Below are 26,608 nucleotides of genomic sequence, written 5' to 3' on the forward strand. Positions count from 1 at the left end.
GAAATGGTTTCAAGTGAGAAGCCGGGAACCATGGAACACACGATACTTGCGGACCTTTCGCAGATACGCAAAATCACCCACGCGACGCTGTCGCAGCGCGTATACGAAGATGTGCGCGAGCTGCTGCTGGCAGGACAGGTCCGCCCCGGTCAGAAGCTGACGCTGAAAAGCCTGTCCGAGGCGCTCGGCACCAGCCAGATGCCGGTGCGTGAAGCGATCCGGCAGCTGTCGGCGGAAGGCGCGCTGGAAATCCTGCCCAACCGCGCCGTGCGCGTGCCGCTGATGACCAAGGACAAATTCCGCGAGCTGCTCAAGATCCGGCTGGCGCTGGAAGGGCTGGCGGTCGAACATGCGGCGCAGAACATTTCTGCCGAAGGCTTGCAGGCCGTGGCCGACCTGCACGACACGCTGTGCATCGAAATGCATCGCAAGAAACCCAACGTCGACCTCATCATTCGCCTCAACAAGCAATTGCACTTTGCTGCCTACGAAGGTTCCGGCATGGCGACGCTGGTCGGCCTGATCGAGAGCCTGTGGCTGCAAGTCGGTCCGGTCATCAATCTCGACCTGCGCGCCGGTTCGCGCCGCCTGTCGGAAGCGCCGGCGCTGGTGCATCACGCCGCGCTGCTCAAGGGCTTGCAGGACAAGTCCCCGGAGCAGGCGCGCGCCGGTTTGTCGGGCGACCTGCTCAGCGCCGCGCAGATGATCCTGGCCGGCGACGGCTTGCCGGATTAGCAAACAGGCTGGCAACTACCAGACTCAACAGCGGTATCGCCGCAGCCAGCATCTCCAGGATGCCGGCACGCGGTTCCATCATTTCCAGCCGCACTTTGTAGTGCGTTGCGAACGCCATCAGCAGTAACAAAAACACGGCGGACAATCCCGCCATCAAACGAAGTCGCATGGTGCTCTCCTTGGATGAGTTCCGGATGAATGTGGATGGACTCTGCGGCGCGGGGTCCTGTCATGGATATCGACCACGGCGTTGCAGACTTGCGTGATTTCCGCGTAAAGAAAGGTAAGTTTGCGTGGGCGCGAATGCGGATAAAATGCGGGCACCCGATCATCTACGAATACCTTTTCAAACAAAGGGATCTCATGTCCGTTCCGAATCTCAATTCCCGCAGAGTGCTGCTCTCGGCGCTGCTGTGGTGCGCCTGCCAGTTCGCTGCTGCCCAGAGTCCCGCGCCGGCACCGGTCGCCTTTGCGCCGCTCGAACCGACCCTGACGGCTGCTCTGGTCCAATACAAATTGCCGGCGCTGGCTGCCGCCGTGGTGCAGGATGGCCGCATTATCGCCGCCGGCGCGGTCGGCACGCGCAAGGTCGGCTCGGGCATTGCGGTGACGGTCAACGATCGCTTCCACATCGGTTCCGACACCAAGGCCTTCACCGCTACGCTGGCCGGCATCCTGGTCGACCGCGGCGCAATGGCGTGGACCACGACGCTGGGCGAAGCCTTCCCGGAACTGTCGCCGAAGATGGATCCGGATTTCCGCCGCATCACGATCAGCCAGCTGCTGTCGCACACTTCGGGTATCCCGGCCGACAACGCCGAGTTCCTGGAGCTGCTGGCCAAGTCGATGTTCGAAGAAGGCAATCTCGACGACCTGCGCTACTGGACTCTGCAGCAATGGATGAGCAAGCCGCTGCCGGGGCAACCGGGACAGCAGGGTCAACGCTTTGCGTACTCCAACCTGGGCTACACGATTGCCGGCGCAATGATTGAACGGGTGGCGCGCAAGAGCTGGGAAGAACTGATCAACGAATGGATCTTCGATCCGATGGAGCTCAAGAGCGCCGGTCTGGGTTCGCAGGCGACGCTGGGCCGCGTTGACGCCGCGCTGGGCCATGTGCTGGTCGGCGAAGACATTGCCAAGCCCTTCATGGCCGGCCCCGGCGACGATAATCCGCAACTGATCGCACCGGCCGGCGGCGCCAACATGTCGGTGCTGGATTTTGCGCGCTGGGCCGGCTGGAATGCCGGTGAGGGCAAGCGCGGTCCGGCGCTGCTCAAGCCCGAGACGCTGAAGCTGCTGCACGCACCGGTGATCGACATGCCGCATGTGCAGAATCCGGTGCCGGGAACGCCGACCGACGGCAAGTACGGCCTCGGCTGGGTGACGGCGAAGATGGATTGGGCGCCGCAGCCGCTGGTGTTCCACGGCGGCTCGAACCAGAAGAACCTGGCGCACATCTGGCTCAGCCCGGAAAAGGATTTCGCCATCGTGGTGGTGACCAACATCGCCAGCAAGGGCGCCAACGATGCCTTGTTCGCGGTGGCGGAGAAACTGTACCGGCAGTTCGCGCCCTGACGGCATGACGACAGCAGGGGGCGAACGTGCGTCTTGCTACAATGCGCGTTCGTTCCGATTCATTTTTCAACCTTGCAGCGGGTACCCATGGATTTCCTCTTGTTCCTGGTCGATTTCATCGTCCACATCGATCGTCATCTGGCCGAACTGGCCGCGTCCTACGGCCCGTGGCTGTTCCTGATCCTGTTCCTGATCATCTTCGCCGAAACCGGACTGGTGGTGACGCCGATCCTGCCGGGCGATTCGCTGCTGTTCGTGACCGGCGCGATTGCCGCAACCGGCGCGTTCGACATCCACCTGATGGTGCTGACGCTGATCGTGGCGGCGATCCTTGGCGACAGCGTCAATTACCAGATCGGCAAGGCCGTCGGGCTGAAGGTGTTCGACAAGCCGGGCTCGCGCATCTTCAAGCGCGAGTATCTCGACAAGACGCATGCCTTCTATGAGCGCCACGGCGGCAAGACCGTCATCATCGCGCGCTTCGCACCCATCGTGCGCACCTTTGCGCCGTTCGTGGCCGGCGTCGGCGCGATGACGTATCCGCGCTTCTTTGCGTACAACGTGATCGGCGGCATCCTGTGGGTGGCCAGCTTCAGCTATGCCGGCTATTTCTTCGGCAACCTGCCGGTGGTGAAGCAGAATCTCAGCCTGCTGATCGTGGCGATCGTGGTGTTGTCGATCCTGCCGGGCGTGATCGGCTACCTGCGCCAGCGCATGAAATCGTCGCGCTGAGTTTGCTGCAGTCGATGCATTGAAAAGCCGTTCAGCGATGAACGGCTTTTTTTTGTCCGGTGACCCGTCCTGGAATAAGTTGACACTTTTCCGAAGAGAGGAAGGAGTGTCAGATGGAACAAGAGAAACGTCGCAGCCAGCGTGATTACAGCCTGGCTTTTAAATTGAACGTTGTCGAGCAGGTAGAAAAAGGCGAGATGACGTACAAGCAGGCGCAAAAGCGGTACGGAATACAAGGCCGGTCGACAGTTTTGGTATGGTGTCGCAAACATGGCCTGCAGGATTGGACCCAACCGCGGGGGCCGAGCAAGCGGAGAGCGCAGATGAGCAACAAACCAACTAAACCACTAACACCCGAGCAGCGTATCAAGGAGCTGGAGCGCCAGCTTAAGGACGAGAAGCTGAAGTCGGCCTTGTTCGAGAAGGTGATCGATATCATGCGCGATGAGCACGGGGTGAGCGTAAAAAAGCGTGCCGGCAAGCTATCTGTAGTGGTGAAGTCCAAGGACTGAGCATACAGAAGGCTTGCCATCACATAGGCATGAGCCGTCAGGCGTTTTACAAGCGTTGCCAGCGAGAACAAGATCTGGCGCATCAGGCGTATGCCGTAGTGAAGCTGGTGCAACCGATACGGCTTCGCCAGCCGCGCATAGGGACACGCAAACTACATAGCTTATTGGGTAGCAGCTTTGCCGGAACAGACCTGAAGGTTGGTCGGGATCGACTGTTCCATATTCTGAGGCAGGCGCGCATGCTGGTGCAGCCACAGCGGGCCTATCACAAGACCACCGACAGCCATCATCGCTTCCGGCGTCATCCCAATCTGCTCAAGGCCGGGCCGGCGCAAGTGGTGCCGACGGGGCCGGAACAGGTCTGGGTTGCCGATATTACCTACCTGCCCACACGAGGCAAGTTCGTCTATCTGAGCCTGGTGACGGATGCTTGGTCACGCAAGATCGTCGGCTACCACGTGCATGGCAGCTTGCAGACAGAGGAAGTCAGTCAGGCGCTCAAGATGGCGTTGCGTGAGCGTCATGGCAGTACGCCGGTGATTCACCACTCTGACAGAGGCATCCAGTACTGCTCGACGTATTACCAGGACATCCATCGTCGCCATGGATTGGTATGCTCGATGACGGATGGGTATGACTGCTACCAGAATGCATTGGCAGAGCGAGTCAACGGCATCCTCAAGGGAGAGTTCTTGCTCAACCGTCCGGCGGACTTGCCTCAAGCGGCAAAGATGGTGGCGCAATCGGTTCGGATCTACAACCAGGAACGGCCGCATACGGCCTTGAAATACAAAACGCCCGATGCGGTGCATCGGGCGTCTTTGTTGCAATAAAACCTGTCAACCTATTTTAGGACTGGACAGCTGAACCGGCTCAGTTCCGATCCGGCTCATCCAGTTTCTTTTTCACTTCGAGCCGCGCCGACTGCCGCAAAGCGGAGGCAGTCTTGCGATGCGGACCGGCGGCGCGCTGCTTGGCGGCGACCGCCACCGGATTGCGCGGCTTGGCAATCTGCGAAGGCTCGATGCGGAAGCTCAGCTTCTGCCGCGTTCCCAGCGTCTTGTTTGCCATGCCGCCCTCCTTCCGTTCGCTAGCGCCGCTTACAGCACGTAGCGCGACAGATCTTCGTTGACCGCCAGTTCGCCCAGGCGATCCCTGACATAAGCGGCATCGATTGCGATGGTCTGCGCGCCGGTTTCGCCGGCTGAGAACGAAATCTCTTCCAGCAGTTTTTCCATCACCGTGTAGAGGCGGCGCGCGCCGATGTTTTCGGTCTTTTCATTGACCGAAAATGCGATCTCCGCCAGTTGCTGGATGCCGCTGTCGTCGAACTCCACCTTGACGCCTTCGGTCTCGAGCAAGGCCTGGTATTGCTTGGTCAGGCAAGCGTCAGTGCCGGTCAGGATGGTTTTGAAATCATCGATCGACAAGGAATCCAGCTCGACGCGGATCGGGAAGCGGCCCTGCAGTTCCGGAATCAGGTCGGACGGCTTGGCCAGGTGGAACGCGCCCGACGCGATGAACAGGATGTGGTCGGTCTTGATCATGCCGTATTTGGTGTTGACGGTGGTGCCTTCGACCAGCGGCAGCAGGTCGCGCTGCACGCCGGCGCGCGACACATCGGCGCTGCCTTGCGAACGCGTGGCGATCTTGTCGATTTCGTCGAGGAAGACAATGCCGTTCTGCTCGACGTTGGCGATGGCCTTCTGCTTCAGTTCTTCTTCGTTGACCAGCTTGCCGGCTTCTTCTTCAATGAGGAATTTCATGGCTTCACGGATCTTGATCTTGCGCGTCTTCTTGCGGTTGTTGCCCATGCCGGAAAACATGCTCTTGATTTGCTCGGTCATTTCTTCCATGCCGGGCGGCGCCATGATTTCCATTGCCGGCGAGGAGTCGGACAGCTCGATCTCGATTTCACGGTCGTCGAGCGCGCCTTCGCGCAGGCGCTTGCGGAAAGTCTGGCGTGTGGTGCTGCCTTTTTCTTCCATGCCGTCGCCCGATGCGCTCTTGCCGCCTTCCGGTGCGAAACCGAAATCGCGCGCCGGCGGCAGCAGGATGTCGAGCACGCGGTCTTCGGCGGCGTCTTCGGCACGCGCACGCACCTTGCGGACTTCGCCTTCACGGGTCTGCTTGACGCCGATGTCGATCAGGTCACGAATGATGGTGTCGACGTCGCGGCCGACGTAGCCGACTTCGGTGAACTTGGTCGCTTCGATCTTGATGAAGGGCGCGTCGGCCAGCTTGGCCAGGCGACGGGCGATTTCAGTTTTACCGACGCCGGTGGGGCCGATCATGAGGATGTTCTTGGGCGTGATCTCGTGGCGCAGCGGCTCCTCGACCTGCTGGCGGCGCCAGCGGTTGCGCAGGGCGATGGCGACGGCGCGCTTGGCGCGTCCCTGGCCGACCACGTGTTTGTCGAGTTCGGAGACGATCTCTTTGGGAGTCATGTTCATGGTGATGTTCTTTGCTCTTTAATCGAGAGTTTCGATGATGTGGTTCAGGTTGGTGTAAATGCAGAGTTCGCCTGCGATCACCAGTGATTTCTTGACGATGTCGGCCGGGGACAGGTCGGTGTTTTCCTGCAGCGCCTTGGCCGCGGATTGGGCGAAGGTGCCGCCCGAGCCGATCGCGCCGATGCCGTCGGTCGGCTCCAGCACGTCGCCGTTGCCGGTGATCACCAGCGTGCTGTCGCGGTCGGCGGTCAGCAGCATCGCTTCGAGACGGCGCAGCATGCGGTCGGTGCGCCATTCCTTGGCCAGTTCGACCGAGGCGCGCATGAGATTGCCCTGATGTTTTTCCAGCTTGGATTCGAACAGGTCAAGCAGCGTGAACGCATCGGCCGTGCCGCCGGCGAAACCGACCAGTACCTTGCCGTTGTAGAGCTTTCGCACCTTGCGCGCGGTGCCCTTCATGACCACGTTGCCGAGCGTCACCTGGCCGTCGCCGCCCAGCGCCACGGTGTTGCCGCGTCGGACGGAGAGGATGGTCGTGCCGTGAAATTGTTCCATGCTAATGCCTCAATGTAGGTGTTGCCCAGAGTCTTGCTTTGCTTGTTCTGGTGAAATGGGGACAGCCGGGCAGATTGCAAGGAGTCCGCGGACGCGCAAGCCTGCCGGCGCAGAGGCATTATTTTACGCCGCTACGGCAGGACACAGAATGCAGGAGGAAGAAGAGCAGGACAGATGACAATCTGTCTACTTTGAGAGGCTCAAGAAAGCAAAGAGAATGGCTTACAAAAACACGCCATCCCGGCGCGCACCGGGATGGCGGCAATACGTTAAACCGACAAGGTCATCAGGCTGGCATTGCCGCCTGCGGCCGTCGTGTTGACGCACAACGCGCGTTCGGCGACCAGACGCCACAAGGCAATCGGCGTGTCTTCGGCAGTCGGCACCAGCGGCACCAGCGCGCCGTCGCGGGCCGCCAGCACGCCGCGCCATTGTGCGATCACCGGACCGTCGACCAGCGCCAGATGCAAGTCCGGCGCAGCGATGTCGCCGCTGAGTTCGATCGCCCGGCGCGCCTCGGCCGGCAGACCGGCCGGAATCAGCTTGCCTTGCGCAGCCGGCACCACGGCGGTGTTGCCGGTAGCCAGCACCGCAGCGACCTGGTTCAGCAGCGCCGCGACATCGGCCGCCGCGCAGAGTATCTTGCCGCGCGGCGCGAAGGACAGCGTGTTGCGCTCGCCGGTCGGTCCCGGCAAGGTCAGCGTCTTGTACAACAGGCTTTCCTGCACATAGGTCGCGCCCAGTTGCGCCAGCTTGGCGTGGCCGTGGGTCGCCGCCCAGTCCAGCAAGGACGTCAATGGTTCCGATGCCGCCGGCGTAGTGTCATTGAACAGCTTGACCTCTGCATGGCGTTGCAGGCGTTTGAGGTATAGCGGGCCGCCGGCTTTCGGGCCGGTACCTGATTTTCCTTCGCCGCCGAACGGTTGCACGCCGACCACGGCGCCGACGATGTTGCGATTGACATAGATGTTGCCGACGTGGGCGCGGTCGGCGACGAAGGCGATGGTCTCGTCGATGCGCGAATGCACTCCCAGGGTCAGGCCGTAGCCGCTGGCATTGATGGTGTCGATCAGCTGCGGCAACTGGTCGCGGCGATAGCGCAGCACGTGCAGCACGGGACCGAACACTTCGCGCTTGAGCTGGGCGATGGAGTTGATCTCAATCACGGTCGGTGCGACGTAGGTGCCGTGCTCATGGCGTTCGTCGAGCGGCAATTGATAGACCTTGCCGCCCTTTTTCATCTGGTCGATGTGCGCCAGCAGTTGTGTGCGCGCTTCGTCGTCGATGACCGGGCCGATGTCGGTTGCCAGGCAATCGGGACGGCCGATGCGCAGCTCCTGCATCGCCCCCTTCAGCATGGTCATGGTCTTGTCCGCGATGTCTTCCTGCAGGCACAGCACGCGCAGCGCGGAGCAGCGCTGGCCGGCGCTATCGAAGGCCGAGCTCAGGACATCCTGCACTACTTGTTCGGGCAAGGCGCTGGAGTCGACGATGAGCGCATTCTGCCCGCCTGTCTCGGCGATGAACGGAATATCGCCGTGCTCGTCCTTGATGCGCTGAGCCAGCGTGCGATTGATCAGTTGCGCGACTTCGGTCGAGCCGGTGAAGATCACGCCCTTGACGCGCGCGTCGCCGGTCAGCGCCGCGCCGACGGTGTCGCCGCGGCCCGGCAGGAATTGCAGCGCAGCGCGCGGCACGCCCGCTTCATGCAACAGCTGCACCGCGCGATGCGCGATCAGCGGCGTCTGTTCGGCCGGCTTGGCCAGCACCACGTTGCCAGCGGCCAGCGAGGCGCTGACTTCGCCAATGAAGATCGCCAGCGGGAAATTCCACGGGCTGATGCAGACCACCGGGCCCCACGCCAGCGCATTGCCGTCGTGACGCGATTGCGTTGCGTAGTAACGCAGGAAGTCGACCGCTTCGCGCACTTCGGCGATCGCGTTGGGCAGCGACTTGCCGGCTTCGCGCACGGCCAGCGCCATCAGTTCGGCCTGATGTGTTTCGAACAAGTCGGCGGCATGTTCCAGCGCTTGTGCGCGATCGCCGGACGAGACGGCCTGCCATTGCACGGCATACTCGGTGGCCGCGTGCAGGGCGCTCTCGACGTCGTCGCGCGAGGCTTCAATGACCTGCCCCACGAGGTCGCGGCGGTCGGCCGGATTGGTGATCGACTGCGTCTGGCCGATGGATACGGCACCGTCGTGCAGCAGCGGTGCGGCTTGCCATTGCTGCGTGCTCAGTTGGGCGAAGGCGTGCTCGAGTCCACGCAAGGTGTCTTCGTTGCTGAGGTCGACACCGGTGGAATTCTTGCGTTCTTCGCCGTACAGGTTGCGCGGCAAGGCGATCTGCGGATGCGGTTCGCCGCCCGATTTTTGCACGGCGACGATGGGGTCGGTGATCAGCGTGTCGATGGCGACGGCTTCGTCGACGATCTGGTTGACGAAGGACGAATTGGCGCCGTTCTCCAGCAGGCGGCGCACCAAGTAAGCCAGCAGCGTCTGATGCGAACCGACCGGCGCGTAAATGCGGCAGGCCTTCCCGAGCTGGTCAGCGCCGACCACCTGGTCGTACAGGGTTTCGCCCATGCCGTGCAGGCACTGGAATTCGTAGTCGTCGATCTTGTGCTGCTGCGCCCAGGTGTAGATGGCGGAGAGCGTGTGCGCGTTGTGGGTGGCGAATTGCGGATAGATGACGTCGGTCGCAGCCAGCAGTTTCTGTGCACAGGCCAGGTAGGACAGATCGGTATGCACCTTGCGCGTGTAGACCGGATAGCCGCTCAGGCCGTCGACCTGGGCGCGTTTGATTTCGCTGTCCCAGTAGGCGCCCTTGACCAGTCGCACCATCAGCTTGCGGCCGCTGCGGCGCGCCAGGTCGGCCAGATAGTCGATCACGAACGGGCAGCGCTTCTGATACGCCTGCACCACGAAGCCGATGCCTTCGAAACCGTCGAGGTCGCGGTCGAACGCCAGCGCTTCCATCAGATCCAGCGACAGCTCGAGGCGGTCGGCTTCTTCGGCGTCGATGTTGAGGCCGATGTTGTAGGACTTGGCCAGCACCAGCAATTGCTTCAGGCGCGGCAGCAGTTCGCTCATCACGCGCGCATGCTGGGCGCGCGAATAGCGTGGATGCAGCGCCGACAGCTTGACCGAGATACCGGGACCGTCCTTGATGCCGCGACCGTTGGAAGCGCGGCCGATGGCATGGATCGCGTCTTCGTAGGATTGGTAATAGAAGTCGGCGTCGTGCCCGGTCAGCGCCGCTTCGCCGAGCATGTCGTAGGAATAGCGATAGCCGCGCTTTTCATTGTCGCGGCTGTTGGCCAGCGCTTCGGCGATGGTCTGGCCCGTCACGAATTGGTTGCCCAGCATGCGCATGGCGAGATCGACGCCCTTGCGGATCAGCGGTTCGCCGCCCTTGTTGATCAGGCGCGTGAGCGCCGAAGCCAGGCCGCTCTCGCTGCTGGTGCCGACCAGCTTGCCGGTGATCAGCAAGCCCCAGGTAGCGGCATTGACGAACAGCGATGGCGACTCGCCCAGATGCTTGCGCCAGTCGCCCTTGCTGATCTTGTCGGCGATCAGGCGGTCGGCGGTCTGGTGATCGGGGATGCGCAGCAGGGCTTCGGCCAGGCACATCAGCGCTACGCCCTCTTCCGACGACAGCGAAAATTCGTGCATCAGCGCATCAACGCCGGACGAGCGTGTGCGCTTGGTGCGTACCGCCTGCACCAGTTTGCGCGCCAGCTTTTGCGTCGCCTCGGTCCAGCTCGCGTTGCTTTGCACCTGTGCCAGCAGCCATTGCACTGCGCTGCGCTCGTCACGGCGATAGACCGCCGTGATTGCCGCGCGCAATGAGGTCGGATTCTGCATGACTTCCTGCTGGAAGACGCTGAAGGCGGGGGCGAAGAGGGAAGAAACGACGGACGGATGGGAGGCGCTGTTCATATTGGTTTGTCTCGGAAAATTCAGCAAAATACGGTTTTTGCCTGCTGCGATTCTATTCGGGATTAACCAATATTAATTCTGCATTTAAGGTAGATATTACGAATTTAATTTTTCTTAATTAAATTTAAGAGAATTAAATTCTCAACCATGCTGACCCAAGGAAAAACAAAAACGCCCGCCGGGTGAACACGGCGGGCGTATCGGCAAGGCTGAATTTAATTACCGAGAAGCAATTGCAGGATGATGCCGGTGCCGATTGCCACCAGCACGTAATCGCCGCCGGTCTGCACCCACTGATAGCCGCGCGGCGGCGGGCTCAGGCGATGTTCGCGCCAGTTGTTGACGACGTACTGGCGGTTGCGGTATTCCGGCGGCAGGCGATCGCCGCGATGAAAGGCGTGGTTGGGACCGGCGCCGCGCTCATCGCGACGATCAGGACCGCGGTGGTCGTCGCGGCGGTTGTCGTGTCGGCCATCATGGCGATCATCGTGACGATCGTCATGGCGATCGGGCGGACCGCGGCGATCATCCTGGCCTGGCGGCGGACGGCGGTCATCGCGGCCGTATTGTTGCGCCTGGGCCAAGGGTAAGGTGCCGACGCCGAGCGTCAGGACGAGAACCGAGGAGACGATGGATTTCTTATTCATGGAGGGCTCCTTGCGATAGGGAAAGTCTGAAGCCCGCCGCATGCAGTGTTGCTCACGATGCGGCGGGACCATACAGTGGATACCCCGGCAAGCCCCTTCGTTCCCTCAAGGATGTATCTGAATGCTACCGGACGATCTGTCCGGATCAGCCTGGTTTACCCTTCCCCCAAATAAGCCGCCTTCACGCGCGGATCATTGAGCATCTCGCTGGCATTGCCGCTCATGGTGATGAGTCCCGACTCCATCACATACCCGCGATGCGCCGCCTCCAGCGCCAGCTTGGCGTTCTGCTCCACCAGCAGGATCGTGATGCCCTGTGCCGACACGTTGCGGATCACCTCGAAGATCTTCTCCACCATGATCGGTGACAGTCCCATCGACGGTTCATCCAGCAGCAGCAGTTTCGGATGGCTCATCAGCGCACGCGCCATCGCCAGCATCTGCTGTTCCCCGCCCGACAGCGTGCCGGCCATCTGGCTCGCCCGCTCCTTCAACCGCGGGAAGACGCTGAACCAGTGCTCGATGTCGCGGGCGATCTGCTGCTTGTCGTCGCTGGTGTAGGCGCCCATGAGGAGGTTCTCGTGGATGCTCATGCGCGTAAAGACGCCCCGGCCTTCCGGCACCATCGCCAGCTTTTGCTGCACCAGGTTGAAGGAGCTTTGCCCCTTCAGCGGCTGGCCGAGGTAGCTGATGTGGCCGCCCACTTTCGAGTCCGGCAGCGTGCCGGTGACGGCCTTGAGGGTGGTGGTCTTGCCTGCGCCATTGGCCCCGATCAGGGTCACCAGTTCGCCTTCGTTGACTTCCAGGCTCGCGCCCTTGACGGCCTTGATGCCGCCGTAGGCCACGCTCAGGTCTTCGATTTTCAGGATGTTCGTTGTCATTGTGATCTTTCCGTTTTCCGTCTCTTAATGACTGGCGCCGAGGTAGGCTTCAATCACGGCGGGGTTCTTCTGCACGTCGGCCGGCACCCCTTCGGCAATCGGCTTGCCGTAGTCCAGCACCGTCAACCGGTTGCACAGGCCCATCATCAGTTTGACGTCGTGTTCGATCAGCAGGATCGTCTTGCCTTCGGCCTGGATCTTGACCAGCAGTTCGCGCAGGCCGATCTTCTCGGTGGCGTTCATGCCGGCAGCCGGTTCGTCCAGTGCCAGCAGTTGCGGTTCGGTGGCCAGCGCGCGGGCGATTTCCAGTCTTCTCTGGTCGCCGTACGACAGGTGCCGTGCCGTTCTGGAGGCGAATTTGCCGATGCCGACGAAGTCGAGCAGCTTCTGCGATTTGTCCTTGATCGCCGCTTCTTCGTCGCGGGCGGCCTTGTGCCGGAACACGGCGCCGAAGACGTTCTGTTTCGTTCTGACATGGCAGCCGACCATGACGTTTTCCAGGACGGTCATGTCGCCGAAGAGGCGGATGTTCTGGAAGGTGCGGGCAATGCCGGCCTTGGCCACTTCGTGCGGGGCGCTGGGGCTGTAGGGCTTGCCGGCCAGCTCGAAACTGCCGGTGTCGGGCTGGTACAGGCCGGTGATGACGTTGAAGAAGGTGGTCTTGCCGGCGCCGTTGGGGCCGATCAGGCCGTAGATCTGGCCTTGTTCAATGGTCAGGCTTACGCCCGAGAGGGCTTGCAGGCCGCCGAAGCGTTTGCTGACGTCGGCGATTTTTAACAGGGTGCTGGTGCTCATGGATTCGTCCTCTGCTGTCTTTTCTATGCGCGTCGATGGTTATGCTTTGACGACACCGACGGCATCACTGCCATGCGGGTGGTCGGCTTCGGGCCGGTCTTCGTGGCGCGGCGAGGGCCACAGGCCGGCAGGACGGTTGAGCATGATGACCACCATGGCCAGTCCGTAGAGCAGCTGGCGCAGCACTTCGGCGTCGATCCAGACTTTACCGAACAGGCTCATCTGCACCGGCTCCACCACGTGGCGCAGGACTTCCGGCAAGGCGGCCAGGATGACGCCGCCGAGCACCACGCCGGGGATGTGGCCGATGCCGCCCAGCACGACCATGGCCAGCACCGCAATCGATTCGGTCAGGGAGAAGGATTCCGGCGAGACGAATCCCTGGAAGGAGGCGAACATGGCGCCGGCCACGCCGCCGAAGGAGGCGCCCATGGCAAACGCCAGCAGTTTCACGTTGCGGGTGTTGATGCCCATGGCCTTGGCGGCGATCTCGTCTTCGCGGATGGCGACCCAGGCGCGGCCCAGGCGCGAGTCTTGCAGCCGGATCGAGAAGAAGATCACGCCGATGCACAGCAGCAGGAAGAGGAAGTAGTAGGCGTTCACCGAGGGCATTGAGAAGCCGAGAAACTTGACGATCGAGCCGGAGCCGGGTTCGCCGGCCAGCGAGACGCCGAAGACGCGGATCGGGTCGATCAGGTTGATCCCTTGCGGGCCGTTGGTGATGTTGACCGGCGCATTGAGGTTGTTCATGAAGATGCGGATGATTTCACCGAAGCCCAGGGTCACGATGGCGAGGTAGTCGCCGCGCAGCTTCAGGGTCGGGGCGCCCAGCAAGGCGCCGAACAAGGCGGCAATCAATGCCGACAGCGGTACGATGATCCACAGCGACAGGTGGATGCCGGTCTGCACGATCTGCGGGCCGCACACCATCACGAGGAAGTTGCCCACCGCAGGGTAGGTGTTGACGAAGGATTGCAGCACGTCGGCGAACTGCGGCGAGGCCAGCAAACCGGCGGTATACGCGCCGATGGCGTAGAACGCGATGTAGCCCAGGTCGAGCAGGCCGGCAAAGCCCACCACCACGTTCAGGCCCAGGGCCAGCATGATGTACAGCAGGGCGATGTCCATGATGCGTACCCAGGAATTGCCGAACTGGCTGGCAATGAAGGGGAAGATGATCATGAGGATCAACAGCGCCACCAGGCTGATATTGGCCTGGCGCGGGTTGCGTTTCTTGTCGAAGCTGAGGAAGGCCATGTCGGTCTCTCTTTTTTAGTATCGGTTTGACTTAAGCGCGGTCGGCCACGCGTTCACCCATGATCCCGGACGGACGCAGTGTGAGCACGATGATGAGCACGATGAAGGCGAAGATGTCCTGGTAGTTGCTGCCCAGGAAGTCGCCCGTGAGGTCGCCGATGTAGCCGGCGCCGAGGCTTTCGATCAGGCCCAGCAGGATGCCGCCGAGCATGGCGCCGTAGATGTTGCCGATGCCGCCCAGCACCGCTGCCGAGAAGGCTTTCAGGCCGGGGACGAAGCCCATGGCGAATTGCGCGGTGGAGTAATTCGCGGCCCACATGACGCCGGCGATGGCCGCCAGCGCGGCGCCGATGATGAAGGTGACGACGATGACGCGGTTCGAATCCACACCCATCAAGCCGGCAATGCGCGGGTTCTCGGCGGTGGCGCGCATGGCGCGGCCCATCTTGGTCTTCTCGACGATGAGGACCAGGCCGATCATGGCGGCCAACGCCAGCAGCAACAGCATGATCTGGGTCGGCGAGATCAGCGCGCCGGCGATGTGCACCGGGTCCGAGGGCATGATTTGCGGGAACGGCAGCGGGCTGCGGCCCCAGATCATCATGGCCAGCGTCTGCAGCAGGATCGACACGCCGATGGCGGTGATCAGCGGCGCCAGGCGCGGGGCGTTGCGCAGCGGACGATACGCCACGCGTTCGATGATCATGCTGACGATCACGCACACCGGGATCGCACCAATGATGGCGATGATGAGCTTGACGATGCCCGGCAGGTCCGGCGCCACGTGCTGCACCAGCTTCAAAATGCTCAAGCCGGCCATCGCGCCGATCATGAGCACGTCACCGTGCGCAAAATTGATCAGGTTCAAGACCCCGTACACCATCGTGTAACCCAGGGCGATCAGGGCGTACATGCTCCCCAGAACCAGGCCGTTGATGATTTGCTGGATGAATATGTCCATGGATGCTTCCTAACTATGCGTAACGAATAAATGAAATGCCTGCGAGGGCAAAGCCGGGCCGGCCGGGCATGCGAGCGATAGAGCAAAAAGCGTTCCCGATCGGCCGAATGGTGCAAGCGCTTGCAGGTGCCCGGAGAGGGCCGCTGGCGCCAGCTGTCGGCGGAGCAAGACTATGAGGTCAGACGGGAAACAAGGGAGGAACGCGTCAAGATGGAGCGTGCAAGGGCAAGCTGGGGCAAATTGTCGTGGGTGCTCATGCAGATGGTCATGATCATGGGACGCTCCTTCTTTGTCGAAAGGTCTTGGGACGATCAAAAAAGCGAGTACGCCTTGTGGGGACTCGCGGTTGGAGCGGGATTATACCCAGAACTGATTTGCGTCAACAGGTGTGAAATGCGTTCCACGCGCAAGGAGCGCAGGGAATACAGCGCGCGGCCGGCGCCCTTCAGGAAAGAACCCGCAGGCAGCGGCCTGCTCCTCCGCGCCATCCCGACCATGAAAAAAGCGCACTGGGGTGCGCTCTTTTCTGTCCCGGCCAATACCGGAAAACCAATTGTTCAGCGATCGTTCAGCTATTGCCGGTCACGGCACGACTGCCGCTCAGCCCCTTGGGCATCGGGAAGGTGACATGTTCTTCGATGCCTTCGAGGATGCGCACGCTGCGCAAGGAGCCTTCCTTGATCCGGTCGATGACGGCCTGCACCAGGACTTCCGGCGCAGATGCACCGGCGGTGACGCCGACGCGGCGCTTGCCGTCCAGCCACTCCTGCCTGATCAGTTCGGCGTTGTCGACCATGTAGGCGGGCACGCCCTTCTTTTCTGCGACTTCACGCAGGCGGTTGGAATTGGAGCTGTTGGGACTGCCGACCACGATCACGACGTCGACTTGCGGCGCCATGAATTTGACCGCTTCCTGGCGGTTGGTGGTGGCGTAGCAGATATCGCCTTTTTTCGGTTCGGCGATATTCGGGAAGCGCTGCTTGAGCGCGGCGATGATGTCGGTGGTGTCGTCCACCGACAAGGTGGTTTGCGACACATAGGCGAGCAAGTCGGGATCGGCGACCTGCAGCTTGAGCACGTCGTCGACGGTTTCCACGAGGTACATGCCGGCTTCGGTCTGGCCCATGGTGCCCTCGACTTCCGGATGGCCTTCGTGGCCGATCATGATGATCTCGCGGCCGTCGCGGCGCATCTTGGCCACTTCCATGTGCACCTTGGTCACCAGCGGACAGGTCGCGTCGAACACGGTCAGGCCGCGCTCCTGAGCCTCCGCCTGCACCGCCTTGGAGACGCCGTGCGCCGAAAAGATGACGGTGTTCCCGGCCGGTACATCGGCCAGCTCTTCGATGAAGATGGCGCCCTTGCTGCGCAGGTCGGCGACGACATAGGCGTTGTGGACAATTTCATGGCGCACGTAAATCGGTGCGCCGAATTGCACCAGTGCGCGCTCGACGATTTCGATGGCGCGATCGACGCCTGCGCAGAAACCACGCGGCTGAGCCAATAAAATTTCAGATTCTTGCTTGTCCATATCGAGCACCTTACAGAATCCCGATGATTTTTACTTCAAATTTGAGTGTTTGTCCGGCCAGCGGATGATTGAAATCGAACAGCGCGCCTTGCGCGTCGATCTCACGCAGCACCCCGGCAAAGCGGCCGCCGCCCGGCGCCGCGAAATCGACCAGGTCGCCGACGCGATATTCTTCGTCCATCGACGAGTTTTCTTCCAGCGTGGCGCGCGAAATGCGCTGAATCAATTCCGGGTTGCGTGGTCCAAAAGCCTGCTCCGGCGCCAGCTCGAAGGTCTGATGCACGCCTTCCGGCAAACCCAGCAGGCAAGCTTCCAGAAACGGCGCCAGCTGACCTTGGCCGAATTGCAGCGTGGCAGGCTTTTCTTCAAAGGTGCTGACGATGTTTTCACCGGTCAGCGAAGCCAGACGGTAATGCAGGGTGAGATAAGCGGTTTCGGTGACGACCGGGACGGAGGCGTTGGACATGAACAGTTTTCAGTAAGCGTGGCAGCGTGACAAATAACGCGTAACAAATGACGAACAAGAGACAAGCAAAAGACAAGCAAAAGACAAATCAGCGTACCGGATTGATCCGATAAAAATGAATACGGCAGCCCGCTATTGTAAGCCACGTTGCGCAGCTCCGTATAAAACCCCATGACTTCCCCGACTTTAAAAAGGACCGTATGGCAATCACCGACTGGCCGGAAGACCAGCGCCCGCGCGAACGGCTGATCCGGCAAGGCGCCCAGTCCCTGTCTGACGCCGAATTGCTGGCGGTGTTCCTGCGCGTGGGCGTGACGGGCAAGAGCGCGGTCGACCTCGGGCGCGACATGGTCGGGCATTTCGGCTCGCTGCAGGCGCTGTTTGCCGCACGGCTGGCCGATTTCTGCGGCATCAACGGCCTCGGCCCTGCCAAATACGCCCAGTTGCAGGCCGTGCTGGAGCTGGCCCGGCGTGCGCTGGCGGAAGAACTGACGACCGGTACAGCGCTCACCTCGCCCAAGGCGGTGGTGCATTATCTGCAGTTGCTGTTCCAGGGCAAGGCGCATGAAAGCTTCGTGGTGCTGTTTCTTGACGTCAAGAATCGCCTGATCGAGGCGGAGGAAATGTTTCGCGGCACCCTGACGCAAGCCAGCGTTTATCCGCGCGAAATCGTCAAGGCAGCGCTGGCCCGCAATGCGGCGGGCGTCATCCTGGCCCATAATCACCCCTCCGGCGAGCCCGAACCGAGCAGCGCCGACCTGCTGCTGACGCAGACCCTGAAACAGGCGCTGGGCCTGGTTGACGTGCGCGTGCTGGATCACATCGTGGTGGCCGGACGGCGCACGCATTCGTTTGCGGAGCACGGGCAGCTATAGAACAAGGGATCCGGGAGGTTTTTTAATTGTTAAACAAAATATGAAACAATGACACAATTCTTTTTCGCAAGTCATTGAATAATCAATGTTTTTTGGCTATACTCTCTTTTTTTCCAATTTCTGGAATTTTTAAGGAGCACTACATGGCACGTGTATGCCAAGTCACCGGGAAGGGGCCGATGGTCGGCAACAACGTCTCCCATGCGAACAACAAGACCAAGCGTCGCTTTTTGCCTAACCTGCAAAATCGCCGCATTTTCGTCGAGTCGGAAAACCGTTGGGTTTCCCTGCGCTTGTCCAACGCCGGCCTGCGTGTGATCGACAAAGTCGGCATCGATGCCGTTTTGGCCGATATGCGCGCTCGCGGCGAAAAAGTCTAACTAGCAGAGTAAAGGAAATCTATCATGGCTAAATCCGGCCGCGACAAAATCAAGCTGGAGTCGACCGCAGGTACAGGTCACTTCTACACCACGACAAAGAACAAGCGTACGACACCTGAAAAACTGGCGATCATGAAGTTCGATCCCAAGGTTCGCAAGCACGTTGAATACAAAGAGACCAAGATCAAGTAATTGATTTTTCTCTTGTCGTAAAAAAGCCCCGCGATTTGCATCCGGGGCTTTTTTTATTGCCAGGCTTATCGCCCGGCGTTGCTGAAGGCTGTATGGCGCCAGTGCGGAAAACCGCCACCTGCCCTCACCAGTTTTCAATCTGCTTGCAGTCCTTGAGGATCGGCTCGGCGTCTTCGCCCAGCGTTTCATCCGCCAGAAATCCCTCTTTGCCCTTGTTCCACCAGACGTAGCGTCCGGCGACGTATTTCACGCCCGAAGCAGCGACCACGCTGACAAATAGCTGGCGCTTGCCGGCCACCGGCAGATACGCAAAAGCGCCCGCATTGGTATTGAGATAGCGAACCGGCAGGCGCACATCGCCCGCGCAGCGATAAATCAGGCGCTGCTGGCTCTGGATCTTGACGTCGGGGAGAGTGAGGACAGGGAGCGAAGTCTTCGCCAGCGTTGCGCCGGGAAATGCCGCCAAAGCGGCGAAGGCTGCGAGCAAAATTGCAGGAATAACTTTACTCACAGCCGACCGTACAAATTAAGCGTAGCTGCGCAGACGCAATGCGAAATCGCGCAAAGCCTGGATGCCCGAGGCTTCAGCACGGGCGCACCAGTCTTGCAACTGCTGCAGCAACTGTTCGCGGGTCGAATTGGACCGGCCCCAGATTGCACCCAGCTCCACGCGCATTTCGTGCATGGTCTGCAGCGCCTTGCTGTGCGTGAACAGCTCGGACAATTGTTGCTTCTGACCGTCTTCCAGCTTGGCCGGCTCACGTTGCAGCAACTGCTTGGACGACTTCAGGAAACGCGACTCCAGCTTGGCCTTTTCCGCCAAATGCTCCAGCTCATCGGCCCAGGCGCGCTTGAGCGACTTGGCGTACTTGGACATGACGTCATAACGGTTGGCGATCACGGATTGCAGCGTATCGAAATCGGCGACCAGTTTCTGACGATCGAACTTCGGTGCGGGAGCAACCTTCTTGACCTTGGCCAGGCCCATCATTTCCAGAATACGGATATACATCCAGCCGATATCGAACTCGTACCACTTGGACGACAGCTTGGCCGACGTGCCGAAAGTATGGTGGTTGTTATGCAGCTCTTCGCCGCCGATGATGATGCCCCATGGGAACACGTTGGTCGCAGCGTCGTTGCAGTCGTAGTTGCGGTAGCCCCAGAAGTGGCCGATGCCATTGATGATGCCGGCGGCGGTGATCGGGATCCACAGCATCTGGACAGCCCAGACGGTCAGGCCGATGACGCCGAACAGCATGACGTCGATGATCAGCATCAGGCCGACACCTTGCCAGCCAAAGCGGGTGTAGACGTTGCGTTCGACCCAGTCGTCCGGTGTGCCATGGCCATACTTTTCCATGGTTTCGGCGTTCTTGGACTCAGCGCGATACAGCTCGGCGCCTTCCAGCAGCACCTTCTTGATGCCGCGCACTTGCGGGCTGTGCGGATCTTCTTCGGTCTCGCACTTGGCGTGGTGCTTGCGGTGAATCGCGGCCCACTCCTTGGTGACCATGCCTGTGGTAATCCATAGCCAGAAGCGGAAGAAGTGGCTCGGAATGGCGTGCAGATCCAGCGCACGGTGCGCCTGGCAGCGATGCAGGTAAATGGTGACGCCCGCAATCGTGATGTGAGTCACAATCAGGGTGTAAAAGAAAATCTGCCAACCGGTTGCGTGCAGCAAGCCGTTCGAAAGAAAGTCCAGGATCGAATCTACTGTCATTACCACTCCAAAAAGAAAAACTTCACGGCAAATGAGTTTGCCAACGGGCTTGCCAATACAACTTGCTGAGCAACTTGCCGTGTGAAGTTGCCACCATCTAGCACTTATATTCTTTTATTTTCCGGCATTGTACGCTGATTGTGCAGACTTGTGCGCGGAAGATGCCATGCTGTCAACACTTTGTTCAAAACTGCGCGGATCCATCAGCCGAATGTCGCGTTTTGGATGCGCCACCTGAATTCCCTGGGTCTTGAAGACCCTCCAGATAGCCCTGTTAACGTCCGAGAGCACATTCAGACGACCGTTTTCGGGGTCGGTGATCCAAAAACCTATTTCCAGCTGCAAGCCGTCTTCGCCGATCTTGAGCAGCAGGGCTTGCGGCAGGATCTGGTCGGACACGCGCTCCACTGCAAATGCGGCCTTCTCGAGCATAGACAACACCGTTTCGATATCGTCCTGATACAAGATCGTAACTTGTGTTGCCAAACGTATAATTTTTCGATTCAGCGAGTAGTTCTGGACCGGCGTCGACATGAACATTTCGTTGGGCAACACCGACTCAATGCCGTCCAGCCCTTCGAGAATGGTATAGCGCGTGTTGATTTGCGTCACTTTTCCGAAATAGCGGTCCACATTCACCATATCACCGATCGCCAGGCTGCGTTCAAGCAGGATCACGAAGCCCGATACATAGCTGCTGGCGATTTTTTGCAGGCCGAGACCCAGACCGACACCCAGTGCACCGCCGAACACCGACAGCACCGTCAGATCGATACCGACCAGCGACAGGCTGACCAGGATCGCCACCAGGATCAGGATCGCCCGCACCATCCGCGCCACCACCGTGCGCAGCGACAAGTGCATGGAGCTGAGCTTCATCATGCGGTCTTCCAGCATGGCGCCGGCCCACAGCGCGATGATCAGCGTCACCAGTACCGAGGCGGTGGCCTGCAGGATGGTCAGCAGCGAGGTCTTGTGCCGGCCCAGCGGCAGCATCGTGGTGTCGAGGTAGTCGACCAGGTCCGGCCACATGCCGGTAATGTAGAGCAGCACGCAGATCCAGACCAGCGTCGCGAAGACTTTTTCAAACAGCAGGAGGAAGGCGCCGGCGGTGGTTTCCTTGACGAAGATGCGGCGCAGGACATAGAACACGAAACGCATCGCCACCTGCGAAATCATCAGCGGCATCATGACGTGCCACAGCGTCACCGGCAGCTTCAGGCGAATCAGCGCCAGCCGCGCCAGCGACAGCAGAATCAGGATCAGCAGCGGCGACAGCACGCGCATGAAGCTCTTGACGCCGATATGCACCACGCTCTGCTCGTCGCCGCCGGACAGTGTGAACAGCTTGCGCAGCCAGCGCGACAAACCCCAGCCGCACGCGATGCACAGGGCGATGACCGCGAGCTGGCGCAGCAGCTCCGTCAGCGGCAGCTCGCCGAACAGATAGTCATAGAAATCGGTCAGCAAAGTCGACATGATCCTTCTTGGCAGTGAAAGGCCGCGGCGCTAGCGGTCGGCCCGGTAGGCTTCGGCTTCCTCGAAATGGCGCGTCCAGTTGGCGACGTACTTTGCCGCCAGCGGCAGATTCTTGCGCGCGATCAGGATGTTCTCGGCATTCTTGTTTTGCGCCGACCAGGTGAAATTATAGCTACCGGTGATCACGGTGGCGTCGGCGCCGGCGGCATCGATGACGATGACCTTGTTGTGCGCACTCTTGTATCTGGTCTCTTCACGCACCGTAACGCCGGCGGCAAGCATGGCGGCGATACGTTCGTGTCCGAGCTTGTTGAGCTGGCCGGCATCGACCAGCACACGCACGTCGACGCCGCGCTTGCGGGCGGCGATGAGCGAGCTGGTGAGCGGCTTGCTGGTCAGGATGTAGGCTTGCACCAGCACTTGCCGGCGCGCCTTGTCGACGGCATCGGTCAGCAGACCTTCGATGTCGTCGCCCGGCGTGAAAGCGGCCTCCAGCGTTCCCTGCGCCGGCAGCGCCGGCCCGCCGGCGACGAAGGCATGCGCGGCAGGAACACCCGCGCAGGCGATCAAGGCGAACGTGGCGAACGCGACGACATGGCTTGCATGCCGCCGCATACCGGACAGACAGGACAGCATGGTCCGCAAACCCGGCATTACTTCTTGCGTTCCAGTACAGCCGCGAAGAAGCCGTCGGTGTGATGCACGTGCGGCAGCATCTTGAGGTACTCGCCGGTGTCCAGATCGATCTTCTGTTCGGCCAGCACCGTGTTCATCGGCACCAGCGTGAAGTCCGGATTGGCTTGCAGAAACTCGGTGACGATGTCTTCGTTTTCTTCATTGAGGAAACTGCAGGTGCCATAGACCAGGCGACCGCCGGCTTTGACCAGGCGCGCCGCACTGGTGAGGATGCTGATCTGCTTGACGTTCATTTCGGCCACGGTCTCGACGGTCTGGCGCCATTTCATGTCGGGATTGCGGCGCAGCGTGCCGAGGCCGCTGCAAGGCGCGTCGACCAGCACCCGATCGATCTTGCCGGCCAGGCGCTTGACCTTGGCGTCGTTCTCGTGGGCGATCATGACCGGATGCACATTGGACAGGCCGCTGCGCGCCAGACGCGGCTTGAGCTTGGCCAAACGCTTTTCCGATATGTCGAAGGCGTACAGGCGACCGGTGTTGCGCATGGCGGCGCCCAATGCCAGCGTCTTGCCGCCCGCACCGGCGCAGAAATCTACCACCATCTCGCCGCGCTTGACGCCGACGATCTGGGCCAGCAACTGGCTGCCTTCATCCTGCACTTCGATGGCGCCGTCTTTGAACAGCGGCAGGTTCTGCAGCGCCGGTTTCTTGATCACGCGCAGGCCCAGCGGCGAATACGGGGTCGCTTCGCAGAGGATGGGCGCTGCCGCCAGCGCAGCCATGACGTCTTCGCGGTTGGCCTTGATGGCGTTGACGCGCAAGTCCAGCGGCGCAGGCTGGTTCAATGCCGCGGCCAGTTCCATGGCGGCGGCTTCGCCGTCGCGGGCGATCAGCTTGTCGAGCAGCCATGGCGGCATGTTGGCGCGCATCGCCAGCGGCAGCTTGTTGCGGTCGATCTGCGCGGTACGGGTAAGCCATTCGACTTCTTCCGGCGACAGGCCGGCGATCGACTCGATGCTGACGGTGTCGATCAGGCCGTACACGGTGACGTTGCTTTGCGCCGCTGCCGCACCGCTCACGGCCGTCAGGATGGCTGCTGCCAGTAATTTCTTTTGCACTCTGGTTTCTCCTTGGTAAAAATCGTTTTTATGGTTGTCGCGTTGCTCTGAACCTGCTCACGATCTGTAGCGAGAGGCCATCAGCCGGTGGCGGCCGGAGCGCAGGAACCGGAATGTGCTTGAGCACATGAAGATTCCGAGCACCGCCCGACGCCGGGTCATGGCCTCGCAGTAAGATCATGAGCAGGTTCTCAGAAGGCCCACAGCGCCTGTTCCGGCAATGTGAGCCAGTACTCGCCCTGCTCCAGCTTGTGCGGCGCGTAGGCGCGCAAGCCGACTGTCGTGCTGTCCGCGCTCGTGGCTTTGAACAGGCACTCCCACCGATCTCCCAGGTACATGCACGTGGAAAGCGGCAGGCGAATGGCGTTGTCGGTCTGGTGGTCGGCGATGCGGACTTGTTCGAGGCGGATGATGCCGATGGCCTCGTTGCCGGTATTGCCGCCGCGTGCGCTGGCGACCACGGTGCCGCCTTCGACCTGCAAGGTGACGCGCTGGCCGTCGCGCTGCAGCACCTTGCCCTTGAGACGATTGTTGCTGCCCATGAACTCCGCCGTGAACAAGGTGTCGGGCGTCTGGTACATGCTCTGCGGCGTACCCTGCTGTTCGATCTTGCCGTTGTTGAGCAGCAGGATGCGATCCGAAATCGCCATCGCCTCGCCCTGATCGTGGGTGACCATCAACGCCGACAAACCGAGCCGCACGATCAGTTCGCGCAGGAAAGCGCGCGCTTCTTCGCGCAGCTTGGCGTCGAGATTGGACAGCGGCTCGTCAAGCAGAATGACCTGCGGGTTGTAGACCAGCGCACGCGCAATCGCGACGCGCTGCTGCTGGCCGCCGGAGAGCTGGTGCGGGAAACGTTCGCCGAGATGGCCGAGGCCGAGTTGCGACAGCACGGTCTTGACGCGTTCTGCAATCTCCGTGCCGCCCATCCTGCGCAGCTTGAGACCGTAGGCGACGTTGTCGAACACGGTCTTGTGCGGCCACAGCGCGTACGACTGGAACACCAGTCCGAGGTTGCGTTCCTCGGCCGGCATTTCATAATTGCGCGCGCCGTCGAACACCCGGCGCTCGGCGATATCGATGGTGCCGGCCTTGGGCGACTCCAGCCCGGCGACGGCGCGCAGCAGCGTGGTCTTGCCGCTGCCCGAAGGGCCCAGCAAGGCAACCACTTCGCCGCGCTGCAATTGCATGGAGACGCCCTTGAGAATCGGATTGGCGCCGGCGCCGCTGCCGTAGTCGAGGTGGAGGTCGTTGACGGTGAGTTCTGACATGATGATTCCTTTGATTGCCGGCCGCGACGCTCTTGCCGCGGCCTCGTGTAGTGAATGACGGAGCCGATGAGTTAGTCGTGCAGCTTGATGCCGAAGCGCAGGGCGATGCCGAGGCCGATGGCCACCAGCGTGATGTTGATGAAGGACAGCGCCGCCACCAGCTCCACCGCGCCTGCCGCCCACATCGAAACGATCATCGAACCGATCACTTCGGTGCCCGGCGACAGCAGGTAGACGCCGGTCGAGTACTCGCGCTCGAAGATCAGGAACACCATCAGCCATGCGCCCAGCAGACCGTACTTCACCAGCGGCAGCGTGACGTCGCGCGTGACCTGGCCACGTTGCGCGCCGACCGCGCGCGCCGCCTCTTCCAGTTCAGGACCGACCTGGAGCAAGGCCGTCGTGATCAGGCGCAGGCCGTAGGCCATCCACACCACCGAATACGCCAGCCATACCGAGAAGATGGTTGAGCGCAGCGATCGCAACTGCGGGATGAAACTGTCGACCAGCCAGCGTGCGACGTCGTTATCGAAGCCTTTGAGGAAGTTATCCAGCAACGACGGTACGAACAGGAATACCCACAGGAAGGACAGGCCGGCCAGCAAGCCCGGCACCGCACGCGGCACCAGCACGCTGTAGTCGAGGAAGCGCGTGACGCCGTCGTTCTTGCGATGCATCGCCAGCGCAATCGCGCTGTAGCACACCACTGCGAACGCGCCGCCGATGACACCGATCAACACCGTGTTGACGATGCCGCGCACCAGCGAAGGCTGGCTCCAGACGTCGCGGAAGTTTTGCAGCGTGAGCACTTCCATCAACCTGACGCCGTCGCCCCAGTGCGACACAAAGGTGCGCAAGGCGATGCCCGACAGCGGCACGACCACGGTGAACAGCAGCCAGAAAGCGATCAGCGTGAACGCGATCCAGCGCCACTTGCCGAGCGGCAGCGCTTTCTGGCGCGCACCCTTGCCCTTGATCGAAACGTACTTGTTGGCAGACTTCAGCAGCCACCGCTGCAACATCACCAGCGGCATCGTCACCGCCACCAGGCAGACCGCAACCGCCGCCATCAGGTGATACGAGGGCGTGCCGAGCTTGTTGGTCAGCTTGTAGAGATAGGTTGCCAGCACCAGGTGGCCTTCCGGATCGCCGAGCACCAGCACCAGGCCGAACACTTCGAACCCGAGGAAGAACACCAGTACGCCCGAATACGCCAGCGCCGGCATGATCATCGGCAGCGACACGTTGAGCGCGACTTGCAGCGGCGATGCGCCGGCGACACGCGCGGCCTCCTCGACATCCGAACCGAGACTCTTCAGCGCCGCCGACGCGTACAGGTAAACGTGCGGCACGTGCGTCAGGCCGGCGATGACGACGATGGCCGGGAAGGAATACACATTCCACGGGTCGCCTTCAAAACCGACCACCGACAGCAGGTTGCGCACCCACACCGTATAGAACCCGACCGGCCCCATTGACACCACGTAGCCGAAGGCGATCACCATCGGCGAGACGAAGATCGGCACCAGCAGCATCGGCGCAATCCAGGCGCGTCCCGGCAGATCGGTGCGTACCATCAGGAAGGCCAGCATGCCGCCCAGCGGCACGGCGATCAGCGCCAGCCCGGAGGCGAGATAGAAGCCATTGACGAAGGCCTGGCGAAAATCCGGGTCGTCAAAGATGAAACGATACGAATCCAGCGTCAGCGTCTTGACCGGCGCGAAGAACGGCGCCGACAAGAAGCTTTGGTAAAAAATCAGCAGCAGCGGCACGAAGATGGCCAGCGACGCCAGCGCGACCACGACGCCGCGTGGCCAGTTCAGGCGGAACCGGGCGCGCCGTATCGGCAAGGCGCCGGGAGTGGAAGAAAGTGTTTGCATGGGAACCTGC

Annotated in this window: 26 protein-coding genes and 1 other RNA gene; 7 read left to right on the plus strand and 20 right to left on the minus strand. The window is 61.2% G+C overall.

Annotated elements, in window-relative coordinates:
• Positions 1-30 precede the first annotated feature (30 nt).
• Positions 31-735: a GntR family transcriptional regulator gene (locus F506_RS08875; RefSeq protein WP_053196718.1), complete on the plus strand. Its 705-nt coding sequence runs from the start codon at positions 31-33 to the stop codon at positions 733-735.
• Here the strand turns inward: F506_RS08875 and F506_RS23070 are convergent.
• The gene (locus tag F506_RS23070) at positions 689-904 is read right to left on the minus strand and encodes a hypothetical protein (RefSeq protein WP_144424025.1); all 216 of its coding nucleotides are present in this window, start codon (positions 902-904) and stop codon (positions 689-691) included. The two genes, F506_RS08875 and F506_RS23070, sit on opposite strands and share 47 nt — an antisense overlap.
• Before the next feature lie 194 nt (positions 905-1,098).
• On the opposite strand from F506_RS23070, the gene F506_RS08880 reads away from it, so the two are divergent.
• From F506_RS08880 to F506_RS08895, 3 genes are all read left to right on the plus strand, one after another.
• Entirely contained in the window at positions 1,099-2,313 is a 1,215-nt protein-coding gene (locus F506_RS08880) for a serine hydrolase domain-containing protein (RefSeq protein ID WP_053196720.1), read from the plus strand.
• Positions 2,314-2,400: 87 nt separating this feature from the next.
• Positions 2,401-3,045: a DedA family protein gene (locus tag F506_RS08885; RefSeq protein ID WP_053196722.1), complete on the plus strand. Its 645-nt coding sequence runs from the start codon at positions 2,401-2,403 to the stop codon at positions 3,043-3,045.
• Between the two features lie 113 nt (positions 3,046-3,158).
• A protein-coding gene (locus F506_RS08895; protein WP_144424027.1) for an IS3 family transposase occupies positions 3,159-4,390 on the plus strand; the annotation gives its coding sequence in 2 pieces (ribosomal slippage) (positions 3,159-3,524 and positions 3,527-4,390; 1,230 coding nt in all).
• 40 nt (positions 4,391-4,430) lie between these two features.
• Here F506_RS08895 and F506_RS08900 read toward each other — a convergent pair.
• The 11 genes from F506_RS08900 to F506_RS08955 all read right to left on the minus strand — a co-directional run bounded on the left by F506_RS08900 (position 4,431) and on the right by F506_RS08955 (position 17,044).
• Positions 4,431-4,628 (minus strand): hypothetical protein, encoded by a 198-nt coding sequence (locus tag F506_RS08900; protein WP_053196728.1) that lies wholly within the window; start codon positions 4,626-4,628, stop codon positions 4,431-4,433.
• Between the two features lie 29 nt (positions 4,629-4,657).
• A complete protein-coding gene (gene hslU, locus F506_RS08905; protein WP_053196731.1) occupies positions 4,658-6,010 on the minus strand; it encodes an ATP-dependent protease ATPase subunit HslU in 1,353 nt (450 codons plus the stop codon).
• A gap of 18 nt (positions 6,011-6,028) precedes the next feature.
• The gene (gene hslV, locus F506_RS08910; RefSeq protein ID WP_053196732.1) at positions 6,029-6,565 is read right to left on the minus strand and encodes an ATP-dependent protease subunit HslV; all 537 of its coding nucleotides are present in this window, start codon (positions 6,563-6,565) and stop codon (positions 6,029-6,031) included.
• A 269-nt stretch (positions 6,566-6,834) separates the two neighbouring features.
• Positions 6,835-10,506 carry a trifunctional transcriptional regulator/proline dehydrogenase/L-glutamate gamma-semialdehyde dehydrogenase gene (gene putA / locus F506_RS08915; RefSeq protein ID WP_053196734.1) on the minus strand — a complete coding sequence of 1,224 codons (3,672 nt, stop codon included), beginning with the start codon at positions 10,504-10,506 and terminating at the stop codon, positions 6,835-6,837.
• Between the two features lie 215 nt (positions 10,507-10,721).
• The gene (locus tag F506_RS08920) at positions 10,722-11,153 is read right to left on the minus strand and encodes an RcnB family protein (protein ID WP_053196736.1); all 432 of its coding nucleotides are present in this window, start codon (positions 11,151-11,153) and stop codon (positions 10,722-10,724) included.
• A 155-nt stretch (positions 11,154-11,308) separates the two neighbouring features.
• Positions 11,309-12,034: an ABC transporter ATP-binding protein gene (locus tag F506_RS08925; protein ID WP_053196739.1), complete on the minus strand. Its 726-nt coding sequence runs from the start codon at positions 12,032-12,034 to the stop codon at positions 11,309-11,311.
• Positions 12,035-12,058: 24 nt separating this feature from the next.
• Positions 12,059-12,829 carry an ABC transporter ATP-binding protein gene (locus F506_RS08930; RefSeq protein WP_053196741.1) on the minus strand — a complete coding sequence of 257 codons (771 nt, stop codon included), beginning with the start codon at positions 12,827-12,829 and terminating at the stop codon, positions 12,059-12,061.
• Positions 12,830-12,868: 39 nt separating this feature from the next.
• Entirely contained in the window at positions 12,869-14,086 is a 1,218-nt protein-coding gene (locus tag F506_RS08935; RefSeq protein WP_053196743.1) for an ABC transporter permease subunit, read from the minus strand.
• A gap of 31 nt (positions 14,087-14,117) precedes the next feature.
• On the minus strand, positions 14,118-15,047 hold the full coding sequence (locus F506_RS08940) for a branched-chain amino acid ABC transporter permease (protein WP_053196745.1): 930 nt from the start codon (positions 15,045-15,047) through the stop codon (positions 14,118-14,120).
• Positions 15,048-15,615: 568 nt separating this feature from the next.
• The gene (ispH, locus tag F506_RS08950; protein WP_053196749.1) at positions 15,616-16,578 is read right to left on the minus strand and encodes a 4-hydroxy-3-methylbut-2-enyl diphosphate reductase; all 963 of its coding nucleotides are present in this window, start codon (positions 16,576-16,578) and stop codon (positions 15,616-15,618) included.
• Positions 16,579-16,588: 10 nt separating this feature from the next.
• Positions 16,589-17,044: an FKBP-type peptidyl-prolyl cis-trans isomerase gene (locus F506_RS08955; RefSeq protein WP_053196751.1), complete on the minus strand. Its 456-nt coding sequence runs from the start codon at positions 17,042-17,044 to the stop codon at positions 16,589-16,591.
• Positions 17,045-17,244: 200 nt separating this feature from the next.
• Here F506_RS08955 and radC point away from each other — a divergent pair, with 200 nt between their 5' ends.
• The 3 genes from radC (at position 17,245) to rpmG (ending at position 18,491) form a co-directional block, all read left to right on the plus strand.
• Positions 17,245-17,919, plus strand: coding sequence for a RadC family protein (gene radC / locus F506_RS08960; RefSeq protein WP_053196753.1), 675 nt, complete (start codon positions 17,245-17,247; stop codon positions 17,917-17,919).
• A 143-nt stretch (positions 17,920-18,062) separates the two neighbouring features.
• Complete coding sequence (rpmB, locus tag F506_RS08965) at positions 18,063-18,299, plus strand: 50S ribosomal protein L28 (RefSeq protein WP_007877026.1); 237 nt, start codon at positions 18,063-18,065, stop codon at positions 18,297-18,299.
• Between the two features lie 24 nt (positions 18,300-18,323).
• Entirely contained in the window at positions 18,324-18,491 is a 168-nt protein-coding gene (rpmG, locus tag F506_RS08970) for a 50S ribosomal protein L33 (RefSeq protein ID WP_016833197.1), read from the plus strand.
• A 124-nt stretch (positions 18,492-18,615) separates the two neighbouring features.
• Here the strand turns inward: rpmG and F506_RS08975 are convergent, their stop codons facing one another.
• From F506_RS08975 to F506_RS09005, 8 genes are all read right to left on the minus strand, one after another.
• Positions 18,616-18,957, minus strand: a complete 342-nt coding sequence (locus F506_RS08975) for an MliC family protein (protein WP_235471441.1) — start codon at positions 18,955-18,957, stop codon at positions 18,616-18,618.
• A 60-nt stretch (positions 18,958-19,017) separates the two neighbouring features.
• Positions 19,018-20,214, minus strand: a complete 1,197-nt coding sequence (locus F506_RS08980; RefSeq protein WP_053196757.1) for a DesA family fatty acid desaturase — start codon at positions 20,212-20,214, stop codon at positions 19,018-19,020.
• Positions 20,215-20,328: 114 nt separating this feature from the next.
• Complete coding sequence (locus F506_RS08985; RefSeq protein WP_053196758.1) at positions 20,329-21,693, minus strand: mechanosensitive ion channel family protein; 1,365 nt, start codon at positions 21,691-21,693, stop codon at positions 20,329-20,331.
• Between the two features lie 30 nt (positions 21,694-21,723).
• Entirely contained in the window at positions 21,724-22,347 is a 624-nt protein-coding gene (locus F506_RS08990; RefSeq protein WP_235471443.1) for a phospholipase D family nuclease, read from the minus strand.
• Complete coding sequence (locus tag F506_RS08995) at positions 22,347-23,420, minus strand: RsmB/NOP family class I SAM-dependent RNA methyltransferase (RefSeq protein ID WP_235471517.1); 1,074 nt, start codon at positions 23,418-23,420, stop codon at positions 22,347-22,349. Before F506_RS08995 ends, F506_RS08990 begins: the two co-directional genes overlap by 1 nt.
• A gap of 81 nt (positions 23,421-23,501) precedes the next feature.
• Positions 23,502-23,576: non-coding RNA, sX9 sRNA (locus F506_RS22635), on the minus strand.
• Between the two features lie 62 nt (positions 23,577-23,638).
• Positions 23,639-24,718, minus strand: coding sequence for an ABC transporter ATP-binding protein (locus tag F506_RS09000; RefSeq protein WP_053195239.1), 1,080 nt, complete (start codon positions 24,716-24,718; stop codon positions 23,639-23,641).
• A gap of 71 nt (positions 24,719-24,789) precedes the next feature.
• The gene (locus F506_RS09005) at positions 24,790-26,598 is read right to left on the minus strand and encodes an ABC transporter permease (RefSeq protein ID WP_053195238.1); all 1,809 of its coding nucleotides are present in this window, start codon (positions 26,596-26,598) and stop codon (positions 24,790-24,792) included.
• Between the last annotated feature and the right edge of the window lie 10 nt (positions 26,599-26,608).

Source organism: Herbaspirillum hiltneri N3, from assembly GCF_001267925.1.
Lineage (GTDB): Bacteria > Pseudomonadota > Gammaproteobacteria > Burkholderiales > Burkholderiaceae_D > Herbaspirillum > Herbaspirillum hiltneri.